Origin of the sequence: Aequorivita viscosa (assembly GCF_900106795.1) — a bacterium.
In the GTDB taxonomy this organism is placed as follows: domain Bacteria; phylum Bacteroidota; class Bacteroidia; order Flavobacteriales; family Flavobacteriaceae; genus Aequorivita; species Aequorivita viscosa.
This window is the reverse complement of record NZ_FNNS01000001.1, coordinates 181704-201980: the sequence shown is the minus strand read 5'-3', so window position 1 is coordinate 201980 and position 20277 is coordinate 181704. Positions and strand designations below refer to the sequence as shown.

The window sequence follows — 20277 nt, the reverse complement described above, 5'->3', positions numbered from 1 at the left end:
CGCTTCACGAATAGAGCCAAGAACGATATCCATGAAACTAAAACACTTTCAGAAAATGGCAGTTATACTAATAGCTGCCATTATTAATACCTTGAATGCCCAAGAAATTCAGGGGTTTGTATATACAACAACAAACAAACCCATTAGCGGAGTTTCAATTTATTTGAATTCTGAAAAGCTGGCTGAAACAAATTCGCAAGGTATTTTTATTCTTTCCGAAGCCTTTACGCTTCCATTAAGTTTGAGGTTAGAGCACCCAAAGTATTACATCAGCGAAGTTGAATTAACACAGAACAATTCAATTTTTCAATTGGCACCACTTTCAAAATCAGAAGATTTGGATGAGGTGCTTCTTTCTTCAACACTTCAGAAGAATAAGCCAAAAAATATGGCATCCACTTTACTAATTCCTATCAATGAAATAAATTCTGAAAAGCTTGACACCCACAGTCCAATTGATCTTGTTGCCGCCATCAACGAAACACCTGGGGTTTTTATACAAAGTGGCGCACTCAATACCAATAGAATTACAATTAGAGGAGTCGGTTCACGAACGCTTTACGGGACTAATAAAATCCGCGCTTACTTTAATGAAATACCCATTACCAACGGTGTCGGAGAAACAGCAATCGATATGTATGATGCAGAAGATTTACAATCTATCGAAATTATAAAAGGACCAAAAGCCACACAATACGGTACTAGTCTTGGCGGAACGCTTTTACTCCACTCCAAACAAGCAACAGCAGGAGAATCATTCTTGAAAAGTAACCTTACATTCGGTTCCTATGGCTTGCTAAAAAACACGGTTTCGGCTGCAACGGCTACTAAAAAGTTTTCATTTAATTTCAATTATGATCATCTGGAAACCGATGGTTTTAGAGAGAACAATAATTACAACAGACATACCTTATTACTGACTTCCACTTACAAATTCAATGCAAAAAATGAATTGTCAATTTTAGTGAATTATGTAGATTATTTTGCACAAATACCTAGTTCTATTGGCAAGACAGCCTTTGAAGAAGATCCTTCGCAAGCTGCCTTTACCTGGAAACAAGCCCAGGGTTTTGAAGACAATAAACAACTACTCGCGGGTTTGAGCTTTACCCATCACTTTTCAGAAAAATTCCGAAATACCAGCAGCGTTTTCTACACCTATCTCGATCACTACGAACCGCGACCGTTTAATATTCTGGATGAATTTACCAATGGATATGGCGCAAGAACGTCTTTCTCAAAGGATTTTATATTTCTGAAAAACAAAGCCAATCTAAGTTTTGGAGGCGAATTTTACAAAGACCAATACCATTGGAAAACAATTGAAAACCTATACGAAGAAAATGACGGTAAGGGCAGTCGTGAAGGCAGCTTACTGAGTAAGAATATTGAAAAGCGAGATAACCTCAACGTATACACCACCGTAACCGTTCGATTTACTCAAAAGCTTCGAGGACAATTTGGGTTGAACTTGAACAAGGCCAACTACAGTTTTATTGATGAATTTAATCAAGGTGAAGCCAACAAAAATGCAGATCGTGACTTCTCTCCTATTATTGCACCCAATGTAAATTTGCTGTATCAGTTCACCAAAAACCTTAATGCCTTTATTAATTTTAGTCGTGGTTTTAACTATCCTTCTATCGAAGAAACGTTAACGCCAGAAGGTATAATTAATCCAGATCTCGGCCCGGAAAAGGGGTTTAATTATGAAATTGGAAGCGAGCTGATTCTCTTAAAAAGAAAACTACATTTTCAAGTGAACGCTTACCTTATGGATATTGACGATTTATTGGTAGCAGATCGCATAGGAAATGATCAATACATCGGCCGAAATGCTGGAAAAACAGAGCATAAAGGAATTGAATTTCAAATGACTTATCTCCAGAATTTAGGTGAATTTGGATATGTTTCCCCGCACTTAAATGTGGAAATAACCGACCATAAGTTTATCGATTTTGTCGATGGTGACACCGATTTTTCAGGCAATAAACTAACTGGCGTAGCAGATAATAAACTTGCTGGAGGAATCAATTTTGGCTTCAAAAACCTGGCTTTAAACACTAATTTTCTTCATATTGGAGCAATGCCTTTAAATGATGCCAATCAGTTTTATTCAGATAACTACACCGTTTTCAATGCAAAAGCTTCTTATAAAACCGAAATTACGAAAGTATTTTCATTCGAAATCAATGGAGGCATCAACAATTTCACAAATAAAAAATACGCTTCTGCTGTATTAATAAATGCTACTGGTTTTGGCAATTCCGAGCCTCGCTACTACTATCCCGGAATGCCGCGAAATTGGTATGGAGGAATTAAAGTATTGTATAATTTATGAGGTTTTAATAATTATATTCTTTCACAATAAATACCATTTTTTGAACATCCTGTTCTGTGTCTAATTTATATTTCTTCTAGTTGCTTTCACTTTAAAAGTAAGGTCTTGAAACACTCAGTTGAGGTTTACAATTGTAAAATCTTTTACTCAGGTGTATAAAATTTACACACTTTCTGTATATCGTCTTCCTTAAAACAAGCGGCAACGCCACTAAAACTGCGATGGTATGGCGCTTGCATAAAGGTTTACAGAAGAAAAAAGAAAAAGCACTTAAAGCTTAACTGTAACTTTTAAATGAATCTAAAAATGGAAGACCTCTCTCAGCCAACAGACGTAACTAAATCTAAATCGTTAAATACGCTCGATAATCTAACTTTAGAAAACTCGACTAACCAATCAGATTTTAAAAATAGTGATGTCGATACTCCCACTTCTAAAAAACAATCCAAAGGAAAAACCAATCCTTGGGGTGTTTTTGTCTTGGGAAGTACTTTTTTGTTAATGATGGTGGCTGCCTATTTGTTTTTCTATCTAAATAGTGATTTTACATCGTTTCACGAAGAAAGACTTAATTCCACTTGGGGTTATCCATTTTTAGTTTTAGCCATTGGTTTACTTATTTTTAAAGCGAGTTTTTTTATATATACATTATATCGCTATTTCTGCTACAAGCCAATTGCTTCTGTAACCGATTCGGAATTGCCAACCTGTACTGTCATTGTTCCCGCTTACAACGAAGGAAAGCAGGTTTGGGAAACTTTGATGAGTTTGGCAAATAGCGATTATCCCCAAGAAAAATTACAGTTGCTCGCAATAGACGATGGTAGTAAAGACGATACTTGGTATTGGATGCAGGAAGCAAAAAGAATGTTAGGAACACGTGTAACCATCTTTCAACAACCAAAAAACAAAGGAAAACGACATGCACTCTACCGTGGTTTTAATATAGGAACTGGTGATGTATTTGTAACTGTAGATAGTGACTCTATCGTAAAGCCAGATACAATAAGAAACTTAGTAAGCCCATTTATAGTTGATGAAAACTGTGGTGCGGTAGCTGGAAACATCCGAGTGCTGAACAACAAGAAAGCACTCCTACCAAAAATGCTTGATGTGAGTTTTGTACTTAGTTTTGAATTTGTACGTTCTGCCGAAAGTAGTTTGAATTCTGTTTTGTGTACACCTGGAGCTCTTGCTGCTTATAGAAGGTCGGCTGTATTTGCTTGTCTTCCAGAATGGATTAACCAGACTTTTATGGGCAAACCTTCAGATATTGGAGAGGATCGGGCTATGACTAATATGATACTGAAGCAAGGTCATAAAGTGCTTTTTCAACGTAATGCCTACGCCTATACCAATGTGCCTGAAAATTATACAGGTCTTTACAAAATGTTTATACGGTGGGGACGAAGCAACGTTCGCGAGAACATCGAAATGTCCAAGTATGTATTTACCAACTTTAGAGAAGGCGCTAAAAGCGGAACCCGCCTGTTGTTTTTGAGTCAGTCGTTAAAGATTATAATGAGCTATCCATTTATATTGTTTATGCTATTTTTTATTATAACCCACCCAATACTATTTTTTAGTTCCACCCTGTTTGGAATCCTAATTTTCTCTAGCTTCCCCGTACTATTTTATGCGAACAGGTACAAGCTTTCGGAATCACTTTGGGCATATTCATACAGCATTCTATACACTTTTGCCTTGTTTTGGATAACTCCTTATGCCATTGCCACCGCCAGTAAACGCGGTTGGTTAACAAGAGGATAATCGCTAAACAATTGTAATCCTGAAGCCTTGACCAGCTCATAACACCCCAAATGTTATGAGCCGGTCATTTTTGTTTCTATACTTTTTAAATGACTACATACCTTGAAACCTACTGTAATACAGAACCCACTCCAAGTGCTTTTAGGCAAATGACAATCCGAAGACATATCAACCGAAAGCACAAACTCTTCTCATTTTACTATCAAAGATAGACTTAAACTCCACCGTTCTTCCGTAGTATGTTCTTCGAGAGTTCTTCGAGTCTTGTTCGAGAAACCTTCGGAAAAACCGCCATTTTGCGAACAAGACTCGAACAAGACTCGAACAAGACTCGAACAAGGCTCGAACAAAGTCTGAGCAAAGTATGAGGAATGATGGTGGGAATAAGGGTGGTAAATTGATCATCGAATGTCATTGTTTGGGTTGGCAGCTCACCTAAATTTTTCCACATCAGACCTAAGACAGGTTTAAGTTTATAGTTTGTTCAACAAGCTATGCGTTATAACTCTAAGGTATTAATTTATTATATTTGACTGTATAGCAGACCCCTACAACTTAAATTCAATATATAATGGGTGCCAAATTCCGAAATAAATACCGCAGTGAATCCATACGATTGCAGCAATGGGATTATCGTTGGGCAGGTGTGTATTTTATTACCATATGTACCAAGAATAGGGAACATTATTTTGGTGAAATTGCGAATGGAAAGATGGAATTATCGCCAATAGGGGTTATTGCCGATATTCTGTGGTTTGAAATTAAAAACCGTGCAAAAAATGTGGAATTAGGGGCATTTGTGGTAATGCCAAATCATATGCATGGGGTTTTGATATTGCATGGGGGTGATGGGGTTCATGGGGGTGTGGATTCAGTGGATTCAGGGCATGCCCTGAGTCTACAGGGACAACCATCATTGGTGGGAAAACCCTCGATTGGTAAAAACCGATTTCAAAATATTGGGAAAAATTCGGTTTCATCTATTGTTGGATCCTATAAATCGGCTGTGACCAAACATGCCCGCCGATTGGGTTATGATTTTGCTTGGCAAACCTTGTTCTATGACCACATCATCAGAAATGATAAGGCATTTAATAATATACAAACCTATATTATTGAAAACCCATTGCGGTGGAAGGAAGATAGATTTCATTGATACAGACCAGGCCCTGTATAAACGGGAAAACCCAATTGAAAAAACTGATTCACCTTCTCCTCCTATTAAATCTTCGTCTGGTAATTGATTCAGGGCCTGCCTTGAATCAACTGATTAAATCTTCGCCTGATACGTATATAACTCATAATATCTACCTTCCTTCGCAATTAATTGTTCGTGGGTGCCGCGTTCTACAATATGGCCAGCTTCAATGACTAAAATCTGATCGGCTTTTCTAATCGTGCTTAAACGGTGGGCAATAACGATGGTGGTTCTGTCCTTAATCAATTCAGCCAAACTCTTCTGGATTAAGGCTTCACTTTGAGTGTCTAGACTTGAAGTGGCTTCGTCCAGAATAATGATTTTTGGGTTTGCTAAAATGGCTCGTGCAATGGCTAATCGTTGTCTTTGTCCGCCAGAAAGTTTTACACCTCGCTCCCCTATTAAAGTTTCTAAACCATCGTCAAACCTATCGGTAAATTCGTTTACATAAGCTGCTTTTACTGCGTTTTGCACTTCTGCTTCTGTGGCGTTGGGTCTTGGAAACATAATATTTTCACGAATAGTACCTTCAAATAAAAATTCATCTTGCAACACAACGCCTAAATATTGGCGGTAGCTGCTTAATTTAACTTGTGATAAATCTTGATTGTCTATAGTTACTGTTCCAGATTGTGGCGTTAAGAAAGTAGCCGAAAGCCCCGCAATAGTCGATTTGCCCGACCCTGAACTTCCCACTAAAGCCGTTACCGAACCCGCTGGAGCTTTAAAATTAATATTGTGTAGGATTTGTTTCCCTTCTTCATAAGAGAAAGAAACATCTTTAAATTCAATATCACCTTTTAGGCTTTCTAATAGAATACTTCTAGCTTGGTTATCTTCTTCGGCAGTCATATTCATCAGTTCTTCGGTTCTGTCGAGACCTGCTAAGGCTTCGGTTAACTGACTCCCTATATTGCTCATTTGAACAATGGGCGCAATCATAAACCCAAGAATTAGGGTAAAAAACAGAAAATCTCCAGTCGTCATTTCACCAATCATCATATAATAACCTCCCATTCCCATGATTCCGGTAGTGGCTACTCCGATTAAAAAGGTGGATGAGCTGGTCATTAACGCAGTTGCTGTTAGACTCTTTTTTACGTTTTGATAAAGTTTATCAACTCCTTTTTCAAAAACAACACTTTCTTGTTCTTCAGCATTAAAAGCTTTTATAACGCGAACTCCAGCGAGGGTTTCGGTTAGCCTTCCTGTTACTTCAGCATTAATTTTCCCGCGCGATCTAAAAATGGGACGGATATACTTAAACGCTTTCAAGGCTACCAGGCCGAATATGGACAGTGGCAATAAGACAAAAAGTGTCATCCACGCATTTAGTTTTATTAAAATAATCAAAGACACTACAGCAGTAAACGAACCGCCTACCAATTGTACTAAACCAGTTCCTATAAGGTTTCTAACGCCTTCAACATCACTCATAATTCTCGAAACTAAGGCGCCAGATTTGGTGTTATCGAAAAAGCTGATTGGTAATGAAAGCACTTTCTTTTGCACTTGAGACCTCAATTCGCTTATTAAATATTGGGCTTGTACACTTAAGATTCTAGTAAGTAAAAACGAGGTGGTTGCTTGAACTATAATTGCCGATATAACGATAGCAATTAGCGTGTAGAGTTGTGATAAATCTTTGTTTGGCACTACATCATCAAGCAAAACTTTGCTCTGCCACGGCAGTACCAAACCAGATAAACTCCTAATAACAATCAATAGTAAGCCCATAAAAACTAAATTCCGCCTAGGCCAAATTATCGTTTTAAAAGCCTGAACCATTGTAACTCTTGGTTGTGACTTATCTTTACTTTTTGTTGATTCTTTATAATGCTGCATGTTGCTTTCAGAATATTTTAGGGTGCGAAAGTACTCATTAATGGAGGGGAAATTGAGCAGCGACACACATTTAACTTTGAGTTTGAAGATTGTTTTTTTGAAGATGCTTACTCTCAAGAGGCAGAATCTTTAAGGCAACTTATTTTCAATAAAATCAAGAAACCACGTATTGAAATGATTTATTCAGTATAAAATTCAATTCGTGTATTCGAGGTAAAGAAATCCATCCCACATTTACCCTATCTTTGTTGCCACTAAAAAACAAAATGGCTTCTACTCTACTTTCGTCTCCTTTACAAGGTTTTACAGATTTCAGATTTCGCAATGCCTTCAATCATTACTTTGGTGGAATTGATACGTTCTATTCGCCATACATAAGACTGAATGGAAAACTGAAGATTAAGCAATCCTATCAAAACGATATTGCACCAGAAAACAACACCAGCTTAACCGTGATTCCTCAAATAATTACGAACGATGCTGATGAGTTCATTTTTGTTGCGAAATACGTGCAAAATTTAGGGTATAAGGAATTGAACTGGAATTTGGGCTGCCCATACCCTATGGTTGCTAAGTCTGGGATGGGTTCTGGCTTGATTTGCAATCACACAAAAATTGATGATGTGCTGCAGAGAGCCCACAACGAAACAGATATTTTGGTTTCGATGAAAATGCGAATGGGCTATGAACACGCCGAAGAAATTTTAGAGGCTTTTACAATTTTAGACAAGTATCCGTTAAAGAACATTGCCATTCACGCTAGAATAGGAAAGCAACTTTACAAAGGCCCTGTAGACTTAGACGCTTTTGAGAAATGCCTAAGTGGCAGCAAACACAAGTTGTATTATAACGGTGATATTACTAGCGTTGCAGCTTATAAGGCTATTGCAGAACGCTTTCCAACTATAGATCATTTTATGATTGGACGTGGATTGATTGCCGATCCTTTTTTGCCTAGTATGATCAAAAATAATACTACTGAATATCCTGAAAACCGTTGGGAGATTTTCTCTGAATTCCACGATACTATCTACCAGCAATACGACGCATATCTTTCTGGCCCTACGCCTATAAAAATGAAAATGCTCGGGTTTTGGGAGTTCTTTTCACAAGCTACATCCAATCCGCAGAAAACATACAAGGCGATAAAGAAGGCTACAAACCCTATAAAATACAAACAAGCAGTTGCTCAAATTTTGAATACGGAAATGAAGGCGGCAAGCTCTTCTAGGTAAGGCAGAAAAGAACAAAGCGTACTTATAGGCATTGTTTTTTTCATTTCTAGATTTCAAATAAGCAGTAAAAAATTAGGCATAAAATTTACCTTCGTATATTTGCGCAAAACTAAAAACTTCTATGCACGCTAATTCAATACTAAATTCTAAATGAAGTTAGCTCAGGGTGCAATGAAATATACGGTAAACACTCCCACTACTTGGACAACCTGGACAACTTGTGAAGAATGTCATGGAAGCGGTAAAAAAAGCCGAAGACTTCGAAAGAAAATAAAACTCCGCTATCAAAAAGCACTAGAAGAGTTTGAAAATAACAAAGAAAAAACGACTGCCCCTGTTCGTCCTAAAGGCGACCTACATCCTTGCTTAAACTGTGCTGGTTCTGGATTAATTCCTGCTGAAAGTTGCCCAGAAGTTGATAAAGAAAGGTATCCTCACCTTGCAATAATTGGTGGTGGTATAGGTGGTGTCGCACTTGCCGTGGCCTGTTTACATCGGGGTATTCCATTTACTCTTTATGAACGAGACAACAACCTCGAAGCGCGACCTCAGGGCTATGGCCTCACTTTGCAACAAGCGAGTAAAGCCATTGAAGGCTTCGGACTTTTCTCCCTAGATAAAGGTGTGGTTTCAACAAAACACGTCGTACATACTACGGAAGGAAAAGTTATTGGGGAATGGGGCATGCGTAAATGGCTTCAATCCGAAGCTAAGACATCTTCAAAGCGTTCAAATATACATATAGCAAGACAATCGTTGCGTTTAGCCTTACTTGAACAATTAGGTGGAAATGCTAACATTCAGTGGGGACATCAATTGGTAAGCTTTAGTGAATGTGAAGACAATAATATTTCGCTCAACTTTCAAGTTAACGGAGAATTGAAAAATGCTAAAGCAGACCTTGTAGTTGGTGCCGATGGCATTCGTAGTACGGTACGCGACTTGATCTTACAAGGTAAAAACCAACCTCTTCAATACCTCGGTTGTATTGTAATTTTAGGAATCTGCCCGTTAAAAGCGCTTGACGATGTCAATAGCACATTATTAGATTCCGAAACGGTTTTTCAAACCGCCAATGGCAATGAACGAATTTATGTAATGCCCTACACTTCCACTTCAGTAATGTGGCAACTTAGCTTCCCAATGCCAGAGAAAGATGCAAAAGCTTTAAGCGCTCAAGGTACTGCAGCCCTCAAAAAAGAAGCGAGTGAAAGAACACAGTGGCACATTCCCATTCCACAGATTATTGCTGCCACACAAGAAACTAATATCTCTGGATATCCCGTTTATGACCGAGAATTATTAAACCCAGAACTGTTAAAAAATGTAGGCGCCGTAACCTTAATTGGCGATGCTGCGCACCCAATGAGTCCGTTTAAAGGACAAGGAGCAAATCAGGCGTTGTTAGATGCCTTAGCCCTTGCACGAGGAATCGTAAAAGAATGTAATCCTTTTTCAAATTGGAGAGAAGTTGGAATAAGAAAAAGTGTTTTAACAAAATATGAAGCAGAAATGCTAAACCGTAGTGCGCCAAAAGTAAAAGATTCTGCCGCAGCTGCAAAGTTTCTTCATTCAGAAATTGTATTGCACGAGGGTGATGCGCCAAGAGGACGCTGCTTGAACAGAACAGACAACAATAACAACTAAATTGCTTTTCAACTTAAATAATTCTGTAATTTGTTAGCCGCAAATAATAAATAAACTGCATTAAAAAATTATATTTACTATTGAAAAGAATCTTTTACCATGCGAAACCTATTAGCAATCCTCAATATTCTCTTCTTAATTCCAACTGTAGCACAGGAATATAAGCCACTGTTAGACAACGATAATGAATGGCAACTTACTTCGTGTTTCAATGGTTGCATTACAGATATGTACTTCACAAATGGAGATACCATAGTAAACGGAATGGAGTATAAAGTTCTAGACGGCTACCATTACATTTCCCGAACATTTTTATTGCGGGAAGATTTAGCTTCAAAAAAAGTCTATCTTAATCTTGTAGCTCGAAGTGGCAACACAGAATATTTGCTGTATGATTTTTCATTACAAGTTGGAGATTCCATAGATATTAAAAACCCTATTAGCCCCTTTCCTGCCGAAGCTGGCTACTTTGAGGTAGATTCTATTATCAACCGCCCATTAGTTGATGGGAGTGAGTATAGACATTTCTATTTATCTCCTACCACATCCAATACCATTAGCAGCAATACCGCTGCTTGGGTTGAAGGTGTTGGTTCCTTTTCACTCATTAACGCTCCGGGTGGCTATCCCGATATTAATGATGCGGGACATTTAAGCTGTTTCTTTAAAAATGGGGAATTATTTTACTCCAATTTAGATTCAATAACTAGATGCGAATCAAGGGTATTGAGTGTTGAAAACAACTATAATTCTTTGGAAAAAGTGGCGCTAAACACCATAATTAATGATGGTTTATGCGAAATGTATAACACCGAAAACATCCGATTTGTCGATGTTTTTGACCTTCACGGAAGAAAGTTGAGTGAAACAAGAAACAATGGCCAGAACCAGTTAAACCTTAGTTTTTCAAACGCTTCTGCGGGAATGTATTTGGTTGTTGCCTATTCTGATACATTTGAAAAGAAGGTCTTTAAAGTTCTTGTGAAATAAAAACTTTGTCACCTACAAATTCCCGAGCAGATGTCATTAAAAACGTAAAATATAACGTTAATAACCCTTTAGATTAATACAATAACTGATACGCTTGTTTTGCAATTTCCAATTCTTCATTCGTAGGAATTACGAGAACTTTTACTTTAGAATTTTTAGTGTTTATTTCACGTAATTCTTTCGACTTCAATTCGTTTTTAGCTTCATCTAATTCTATTCCGAAGAAATCCATATCGGTGCAAGCTAATCTTCGAATTACACTTGAATTTTCACCAATTCCTGCGGTGAATATGATAGCATCCAAACCGTTCATCGTGGAAACATAGGCCCCTATATACTTTTTTATTCGATAGGCATTCATTTCTAAAGCGAGGATGCAATTTGAATTTCCCTTTTCAGCTTCAGCCTCAATATCCCTTAAATCACCGAAACCCGTAAGGCCCAACATACCGCTTTTATTTGTGAGGACATCCTTGACCTTTTCAACAGTATAGCCTAAATTATGGACTAAATGGTAGATAATTCCGTGGTCTATATCGCCGCTTCTTGTACCCATAATCAAACCGTTGGAAGGAGTAAACCCTAAACTATGATCTATACTTTTACCGTCCTTGATTGCTGTCATGCTACAACCGTTTCCTAAATGAATAGAGATAATTTTGGATGTTTTGAGTTTTAAATATTCTATTGCTTTTTCAGAAACGTATTGATGGCTCGTGCCGTGAAAACCATATAGCTGAATGCCCTGTTCTTCATAAAGTTCGTTGGGAATTGCATACTTACTCGCTTTTTCGGGAATGGTTCTATGAAAAGCTGTGTCGAAAACTGCAACTTGTTTTGCCAAAGGGAAAAACGCTTCCGCAACTAGAATTCCTTGAAGATTGCCTGGGTTATGGAGCGGCGCCAAAGCAGCATATTTCTGAATATCTTTCTTCACTTCATCAGTGATTAATGTGGTACTTGAAAATGAATTTCCACCGTGTACCACGCGATGTCCAACAATTTTAATAACATCTGTGCTTTTTATTACGCCTTTTTCAGGGTCAAGTAATAATTCTACTATTTTCTGTAGCCCTTCATTGTGCGTTTTTATAGCATCAGTCTGCTTAATTGAAGTTGAGGTTGTTTTATAATTTAAAACCGCGTCATCATTACCAATACGCTCTATCAATCCGCTGCAAATCAATGCTTCGGAAGGCATTTCTATTAATTGAAATTTAATTGAAGAACTTCCAGAATTCAGTATTAAAATATTCATTTTGTTATCTTTTCTTTTGGATGGCTATAGGTTTGCCAATTGTTAATTTGATGTTTATTTTGAAAGGACTTAGGACTGTAAGACGTAGGACTAATGGTATTGTAACTATTATATTTTCGGTTAACACTCAATCCGTCCTATGTATTATGTCCTTTAATCATAAGTCAATTCACCTGTGAGAATCCTGTGCTTGAATTGCGGTAACGATTACGGTATTAAAAATATCGTCTGTAGTGCAACCTCGGCTTAAATCGTTAACAGGTTTGTTTAATCCTTGAATTATTGGACCAATTGCGAGTGCTTTGGTTTCTCGTTGCACCGCTTTGTATGTGTTGTTCCCAGTATTTAAATCGGGGAAAATAAATACATTGGCCTGTCCTGCCACTTCAGAATTTGGCATTTTCGATTTTCCAACGGCAAGATCGACAGCAGCATCGTACTGTATTGGACCCTCTACCTTTAAATCTGGTCTTTTTTCCCTTACAATTCGTGTAGCTTCTCTCACTCGCTCTACGTCTTCCCCTACTCCTGAAGCTCCAGAAGAATAAGACAACATTGCTATTTTAGGTTCAATTTCAAAAGCCAAACTGGTCGCTGCTGATGAAATCGCAATTTCAGCCAACTGTTCTGCTGTAGGATTCGGGTTAATTGCACAATCGCCATACACCGAAACACGATCTTCCAAAAGCATAAAAAACACAGAAGAAACTATAGAAGCCTCTGGTTTTGTTTTAATAAATTGAAGGGCAGGTACAATTGTGTGTTGCGTTGTGTGAATAGCTCCCGAAACCATTCCGTCGGCATCGCCTTGATACACCATCATTGTTCCAAAATAAGACACGTCTATCATTAAATCTTTAGCCATTGCTAAATTTACGTTTTTGTGCTTTCTTAGTTCATAAAGCGTTTCTGCATACGAATCAAAATACTCCGATTCCGTTGGATTGATGATGTTTATTTTATTTAGGTCTAGTGCTATATCAAGGGTAGCTAACTTCTCTGCTATTTGTTTTTTATCACCAAGCAACGTTATTTGCACAGCGTCCAAATCTATCAGCAGTTTTGTAGCTCTTAATATACGTTCGTCTAATCCTTCGGGCAGCACAATGTGCTTTTTACTAGATTTGGCTTTTTTCAATAAATTATATTGAAACATCCTAGGCGTAATTCCATTCGATTGAAACGTAATGAGTCTTTCGATGAGCGCATCGACTTTAACGTGCTTTTCAAAATCTTTGATAGACATTGCTATCTTTTCTGTATTCTCGGCATATATTTTAGACTTAATACTCCCCAAACTATTGGTAACCGAAAAAGTTCCTCCTTTTACTGAAATAATAGGAACTACGTGTGAAAGTCCTTCAATAAGTTTAATGATAGATTTTTCAGGAATTAGTCCTGCTGTTAGCACAATTCCAGAGACATTTGGATAGTTATCTGAAATATTTGCTTGCAATGCGCCTAAAATAATATCGGCTCTATCGCCAGGTGTAATTACCAAAGCATTTTCTTTTAAATGAAGAAGATAGTTATGTAATTGCATTGCCCCTACGCTGTAATTACCTGCTTGATTATTGATGAAAGCTTCACCAAAAAGCACTTTTGCGTCTAAGGTTTCAACTATTTCCTTAATTGAAGGATTCGACAATTCTGGGTTTAAAGGGATTGCTCCGACCACAACTTTTTTAGGCAAATATTTCTCTAATTCAGAAACGACCAATTCTTTATTTTGTGGTTGCACCTTATTGGCGATTACCGCAAGAACCTCAACACCTTTATCCTTAAAAGTATCGAAAGCCATTTGTAGTCTTCCTACAAATTCATCCAATGTTTTACCAATCCCACTAGCCAGAATAATTGCGGGTACGCCTAGGTTTTTAGCGATTAACACGTTGATATCAAATTCCTTAATAGTGCCTTCACCTGTAAAACCTGTGCCTTCTATTAAAATAAAATCAAAACGTTCTTCAAGGTATTTATATTTTTCAATAATTCTACTAATTATCTCCCCGTCTTTGTTTTCATTCGTTTTCCGAATTACCTCACTTCGTTTAAAAGCATAAGCGTCTTCAAATTTTAAATCTAAATTAAAATAGATCGAAACTGTGTTTATATGATTGTCTATTTTACCTGGGGCAAAATCGTCGATAATAGGTCTAAAGTAGCCTACTTTGGCTGCCTTTCCCAACAATGATTGCATTAGTCCAAGTGAAACAATAGACTTCCCACTATCGGGTTCTGTGGTGGCAATATATACGGCTTTGTTCATTTTTTGCTGTTTTTGTAAAAGTAAATAACATTCTGAATCTCATACTTGAAATCTTGTAATAAATCGATGTTATCTCTGTTCTTAGTGTGTAAAATTAGGGTCTATCAAAATTATAACAAATGATGAATATCATAGCCTCCATATATTCATTTGCCTTGACTGCTTATAATTTTACGTGTAACAACTACAGTTTTTTATTTTCTAAAATTAGGTCTATTCTTTCAATTAATTTATTTGTAAAAATAGGCGCATTGTTCATAACAGAAGCACCAGTTAAAGCGTCTACATTTTCCAGTTTTTCTAACCCATTCCAAGAGGTGGTTAGTATAATGATAGTATTTTTAAAAGATTCATTTTTATCCAAAAACGATTGTATATTTCGTGTAGGCGCATTTGCTTCCCATCGGTGCAACACCAAAATAGCTTTAAAATAAGCAGCATCGGTTACTGCTATAGACTTGTCGTTAACAACTTCAATTAGAACAGTGGAATTTTTATAATAGTCTTTCAGCCCTTCGACTATCAAATCTTTAAACGGACTGGGTTCTGTAATAATTAATAGTTTTTGTTCTACATTGAAGGATTCGGCATTAACTGAATTATTAATATCATTGCCCATATTTTGGGTATTCCAAAAAAGAAAAAATAAAAATACTGATATCATAAAAATGATAATCAAGGCGAACTTTCGAAGAAATTGTAAATTATTCATTATTTGATTCGTAATTATTGGTATTAACGCGTTAATCGCACTTGTAAAGTATTTTAGAGCTTTATGAAACTTTGTATGTATAAAAACTAACAAATATTGATTATTCTTGCCTCAAAACCGCTTGATACTTCGACTCATTTCTTCAAAATATGCACTTAACGGTAACAAAAATTTAAAAACAGCTACTAATATCTGTAATTAGACAACCTTCAAAACAAAAAAATATGCTCTCTATACAAAATCTAAATAAAACCTATCCTAACGGCACAAAAGCATTAAACAATGTAAACCTTACTATTGACAAAGGTATGTTCGGATTATTGGGGCCCAACGGAGCGGGAAAATCTTCATTAATGCGAACTATTGCAACCTTGCAAGTTGCCGATACTGGATCGATTGATTTTGATGGAATTGATGTTTTTAGTCAACCCGAAGAACTACGAAAAGTATTAGGGTATTTACCACAAGATTTTGGAGTATATCCCAAAGTTTCGGCAGAAATGATGCTGAACCACATTGCGAAAATTAAAGGAATTCACAGTGCCAATGACCGTAAAGCCTATGTTGCCGATTTGTTGAATCAGGTAAACTTATACAAATTCAGAAAGCGAAATTTAGGCGATTATTCTGGAGGCATGCGGCAGCGTTTCGGGATTGCACAAGCCTTAATAGGAAATCCTAAGTTGATAATCGTAGATGAACCAACAGCTGGTTTGGATCCTTTAGAGCGTAATCGTTTTCATAATTTGTTAAGTGAATTGGGCGAAGATGCAGTCGTAATCCTCTCCACTCACATTGTAGACGATGTCGTGAATTTATGTACAAACATGGCGGTTTTTAATGAAGGAACCGTTGTGGTACAAGGACATCCACAAGAATTATCGAATTCGTTAAACGAAAAAATATTCCGCAAACGAATTGAGAAGAATGAAATTGAGAAATATCAAGCAGAATACACCGTGCTTTCAACTTATTTACGAAGCGGAAATATGAATGTGAACATTTATAGCGAAGTGCATCCTGGAGATGGCTTTGAAGTGGTGAACAACAACTTAGAAGATTTCTACTTCTACAGTATTAACCAACCTCAAACCGTATAATTATGAAGGAGATTTTCTTATTCGAACTAAAATATCGGTTTAGACGCCCCGCTACTTACATCTACATTGCATTGATGTTTATAATACCTCTTTTATTAAGTGTTTTTGCAGATTCCGTTACAGCCCAATACACCAACAGTCCAAATGCGATTGTTGGAATTCTAGGAGGAATGAGCATTATTAGCTTGTTCTTTTACGCCGCTATTATGGGCGTTGCGGTTTATCGGGATGAAGAACATCGTACAGCGCAAACCTATTTCACCTATCCTGTTTCTGAAAAAAATTACATCATAGGCAGGTTTTTTGGAAGTTTTACCATTGTTACTTTAATGAATATTGGTGCTGTAATTGGCGCAATGATAGGTTTTGAAATGGGTGCATTTTTAGAACGCCCCGATTACGGAACATATACTTCGTTTAATTTGGCTTCGTATGTTCTGCCATTTTTGTATTTATTAACCTTTAACGCCTTTTTTATTGGCAGCTTGTTTTTTTGTTTAATGACGTTTTTCAAGCGCATGTCTATATTGTACTTAGGCGGAATAGTAATTTTAATTCTAACAATTGTTTCCGGCCAGTTAATGTCGAGCCTAGAAACCGAATGGTTAAGTGTATATGTAGATCCATTTGGAGAAACTGCGTACGGGTATATTACAAAGTATTGGACAATAGCCGAATTGAACCACAATCAATTATCGCTCTCTGGTAAATTTGCTATAAACAGACTATTATGGCTAGGTTTTGGGATTTTGATTTTCATCTTCACGCTGTTTAAATTTTCATATAAAGGATTTTTAAATACTTCAAAGAAAAAATCGGCCAAAGAAGGTAAAGAAGAATACGCACCTACTACTTATAGTGCGAAAATAGCGCAGGTATTCGATGCTAATGCGCAAAGGGAAAACCTAATGTCATTAAGTAAAATTGAATTTCTTTCTATAGTAAAAGAAACAGTTTTCATTATTTTGATCGTAATGGGAATTATCGTCGCTGGATTTGTAACCTATCAATCAAATCAAATTTATGGCACTCCTTCCCTCCCGTTAACACGCTATATGGTTATGCAAATATCTGCTGGGTTATCATTGTTTTCTGTTATTATTTTAGTCATTTACGCGGGAGAAGCCGTGCATAGAACCCGACAAAACAAAACCTTTGAATTTTACGACGCGCTACCTGTTCGTAATATTACCTTATATCTTTCAAAAATTATTTCGCTCGTTGGAGTTGCCGTTGTGTTGACTTTACTCAATGTGGTAGTAGGAATTTTGTATCAAACTTTTAACGGCTTTTTCAATTACGAGTTAGGAATGTACCTAACCTATAATTTCACGACAATATTTCCTACCTATTTAATGACGGTGCTTTTGGCATTTTTTATTCACGTTTTGGTAAACAATAAATTTTTAGGTCATTTCATTGTAATTATTATCTATATCGGCTTACCTATTTTAATGACGTTGGCGTTTAAAACTTCAAATCCATTAGTGATTTTTGGAGGAACCCCGAGTGGATTTTTAAGTGATTTAAATGGTTTCGGACATTACTTATACGGGCAGTTTTGGTTAAACCTTTATTGGATTTTACTCACTTGCATTTTAGCCACCATCGGAATCGTTTTTTGGAATCGCGGATTTCTTTCTTCTGCTAAAGAACGACTTCATATTGCCAAACAACGTTTTAACGGAAAAACATTAGGCGTACTGTTGTTCTTTGTACTCGCCTTTGTTTCCGTTGGGGCTTATAGCTATTACAATTTAAAGGTTTTGAACAAGTTAGAAGATAGTAACTACGGCGAAAAACTTAGTGCCGATGCTGAAAAAAAATACGGTAAATACATCGACAAACCACATATCCAAATAATAGATTTAAAAGCGTTTATAGATATTTTCCCAGACGATAGACGCGTTGTGGCCAAAGGAGAATTTGAAGTTATAAATAATTTTGAAACCCCTATTGATACACTTTTAATGGAAGTTAAATTCCCTATAGCCGACACGAAAATTACCAAAGTGGTTTATAACGGCACAGAGTTACAACCTTTTCTGGAAGATGAAGACTATCGCATGTTTATCTACAAGCTGCCGGCGAGTTTACAACCTGAAGAAACAGCTTCTTTAGTGATTGAAACAGCAGCCAACACCCACGGTTTTTCATCCGATTCTGAAACTGCAATCTTAGGAGATGGTACGTTTTTTAGAGATGCTATTTTCCCTTCATTTCATTATGAACGAAGTTTGATGGACAACGGCGTGCGTAAGAAGCATGGACTCGAAATACTTGACTTTTTATATCCGCCGAGAACAGATAGCACCGCTTTAAAGAAAAATTTATTTAATGAAGATGGAGATTATCTTAATTTTGAAGCCGTTATAAGCACTAAAAAGGGGCAAACAGCTGTAGCTCCAGGCACACTTAAAAAACAATGGGAAGAAAATGACAGAAGCTATTTCCATTATAAATTAGAAGATAAAACAGATTACTTTTTCAGCTTTGTATCTGCTACGTACGATATTGAAAAGGATTTTTGGATTGCACCAAGTGGTAAAAAAGTAGCCATAGAAATTTATCATTCTTCGAAACATAAATGGAACTTAGATTCATTTATAAGAGGTATAAAAGTTGCGTTAGAATACAATTCCAAAAACTTTATGGAATATCCGTATTCGGTAATTCGAGTGATAGAATTTCCGGCGTATTCATCTTTTGCACAGTCGTTTGCCACCACAATTCCGTATTCTGAAAATGTAGGTTTTGTTGCCGATTTTTCGAAAGCAGACAGTTATAACTACGTATTTAGCGTTACTTCGCACGAAGTGGCTCACCAATGGTGGGGACATATTGTAACGCCAAGTAAAACCTCAGGGGCGAATATTATTTCAGAAACCTTGGCGGAATACACTTCGCTAATGACCATGAAGCAAGAGTACGGCGAAAACGGAATAAAAACCTTCTTGAAAAATTCATTAGACAAGTATTTGGCTGGACGTAAATTTAGCTTTAAACCCGAACGCACGCTAATGGATGTTGAAGTAGGTCAGCACATTTGGTACGAAAAAGGCTCTATGATAATGTACGATTTACAAGATGTTATTGGCGAAGATGTGCTAAATAGCGGATTGAAAAACTTTTTAGAAGAATTTAAATACAACAAGAAAGGCTACTACCCTACTTCTGAAGATTTGTATAAAGCAATTTATGCCGTCGCACCAGATTCATTAAAATACAAGGTAGATGATGGTTTCAAGGAAATTGTTTTATATGAAAACAGGGTTATGGATGCCAAAACAAAAGCTTTGGATAACGGGAAGTGGGAAACTACTTTTACGGTAAATGTGCAGAAAACGTACTACGACGACAAAGGAAGAGAAGATAGAATTGACGAAAAGAAAAACTTAATCGACATTGGCTTGTTTGGTGAAGACATAAAAACTGACGATGGAGTAACTATTAAAAACCCATTCTATTTTGAATTGAAATGGCTTAAGCCTGGAGACAATACCTTTACCGTAGTTACAGATGAAAAGCCTTTAAAGGCGGGTGTAGATCCATACAATAAGCTAATTGATCGAAACTCTGATGACAACTTAAAAACTGTGGAGTAGGTTAATGAGAATTAAGTTATTAGTTAATTGGTTATTTATATAGTTACCTATAACTCAACAACGACTAACCAACCTGCAAGGTTTCTAAAACCTTGTAGGTTTTAATAAACGTTGGCTCTAGTTTAGAATAGCTATGATATTACAAACCTTTCGTAAGTCGCCTGTCGTGCCTTGGCAGGCAGGCCTTGCCTGTCGTGACTTTGGCAGGCCCCACCCTTCCCCGAGGGAAGGGTACCAATCCTGAAACAAATCGCAACCAGTTTTAACATCAAAATAGGCAATTTCAAATAATAATCGCAAAAATCAA

General features: G+C 36.9%; 12 protein-coding genes. 8 read left to right on the top strand and 4 right to left on the bottom strand.

The window, feature by feature from the left end:
* Positions 1-31: 31 nt before the first annotated feature.
* The 3 genes from BLW28_RS00885 to BLW28_RS00875 all read left to right on the top strand — a co-directional run bounded on the left by BLW28_RS00885 (position 32) and on the right by BLW28_RS00875 (position 5267).
* Positions 32-2341, top strand: coding sequence for a TonB-dependent receptor family protein (locus BLW28_RS00885; RefSeq protein ID WP_073216388.1), 2310 nt, complete (start codon positions 32-34; stop codon positions 2339-2341).
* A 306-nt stretch (positions 2342-2647) separates the two neighbouring features.
* On the top strand, positions 2648-4111 hold the full coding sequence (locus BLW28_RS00880; protein WP_073216384.1) for a glycosyltransferase family 2 protein: 1464 nt from the start codon (positions 2648-2650) through the stop codon (positions 4109-4111).
* 571 nt (positions 4112-4682) lie between these two features.
* Complete coding sequence (locus BLW28_RS00875; RefSeq protein WP_073216381.1) at positions 4683-5267, top strand: transposase; 585 nt, start codon at positions 4683-4685, stop codon at positions 5265-5267.
* 114 nt (positions 5268-5381) lie between these two features.
* Here the strand turns inward: BLW28_RS00875 and BLW28_RS00870 are convergent, their stop codons facing one another.
* Positions 5382-7154, bottom strand: a complete 1773-nt coding sequence (locus tag BLW28_RS00870) for an ABC transporter ATP-binding protein (protein WP_073216378.1) — start codon at positions 7152-7154, stop codon at positions 5382-5384.
* A 266-nt stretch (positions 7155-7420) separates the two neighbouring features.
* Here BLW28_RS00870 and BLW28_RS00865 point away from each other — a divergent pair, with 266 nt between their 5' ends.
* From BLW28_RS00865 to BLW28_RS00855, 3 genes are all read left to right on the top strand, one after another.
* On the top strand, positions 7421-8389 hold the full coding sequence (locus BLW28_RS00865; RefSeq protein ID WP_073216374.1) for a tRNA dihydrouridine synthase: 969 nt from the start codon (positions 7421-7423) through the stop codon (positions 8387-8389).
* 150 nt (positions 8390-8539) lie between these two features.
* Complete coding sequence (locus BLW28_RS00860) at positions 8540-10036, top strand: FAD-dependent monooxygenase (protein WP_234946438.1); 1497 nt, start codon at positions 8540-8542, stop codon at positions 10034-10036.
* Between the two features lie 99 nt (positions 10037-10135).
* Positions 10136-11026 (top strand): T9SS type A sorting domain-containing protein, encoded by an 891-nt coding sequence (locus tag BLW28_RS00855; protein ID WP_073216371.1) that lies wholly within the window; start codon positions 10136-10138, stop codon positions 11024-11026.
* A gap of 73 nt (positions 11027-11099) precedes the next feature.
* On the opposite strand, the gene BLW28_RS00850 is transcribed toward BLW28_RS00855, so the two are convergent.
* The 3 genes from BLW28_RS00850 to BLW28_RS00840 all read right to left on the bottom strand — a co-directional run bounded on the left by BLW28_RS00850 (position 11100) and on the right by BLW28_RS00840 (position 15172).
* Complete coding sequence (locus BLW28_RS00850) at positions 11100-12284, bottom strand: acetate/propionate family kinase (RefSeq protein WP_073216369.1); 1185 nt, start codon at positions 12282-12284, stop codon at positions 11100-11102.
* A gap of 169 nt (positions 12285-12453) precedes the next feature.
* Entirely contained in the window at positions 12454-14553 is a 2100-nt protein-coding gene (pta, locus tag BLW28_RS00845; protein WP_073216366.1) for a phosphate acetyltransferase, read from the bottom strand.
* Between the two features lie 184 nt (positions 14554-14737).
* Positions 14738-15172, bottom strand: coding sequence for a hypothetical protein (locus tag BLW28_RS00840; protein ID WP_143036809.1), 435 nt, complete (start codon positions 15170-15172; stop codon positions 14738-14740).
* Between the two features lie 317 nt (positions 15173-15489).
* On the opposite strand from BLW28_RS00840, the gene BLW28_RS00835 reads away from it, so the two are divergent.
* Positions 15490-16365 carry an ABC transporter ATP-binding protein gene (locus BLW28_RS00835; protein ID WP_073216360.1) on the top strand — a complete coding sequence of 292 codons (876 nt, stop codon included), beginning with the start codon at positions 15490-15492 and terminating at the stop codon, positions 16363-16365.
* Between the two features lie 2 nt (positions 16366-16367).
* Positions 16368-19970, top strand: coding sequence for an ABC transporter permease/M1 family aminopeptidase (locus BLW28_RS00830; RefSeq protein ID WP_073216357.1), 3603 nt, complete (start codon positions 16368-16370; stop codon positions 19968-19970).
* Positions 19971-20277 lie beyond the last annotated feature (307 nt).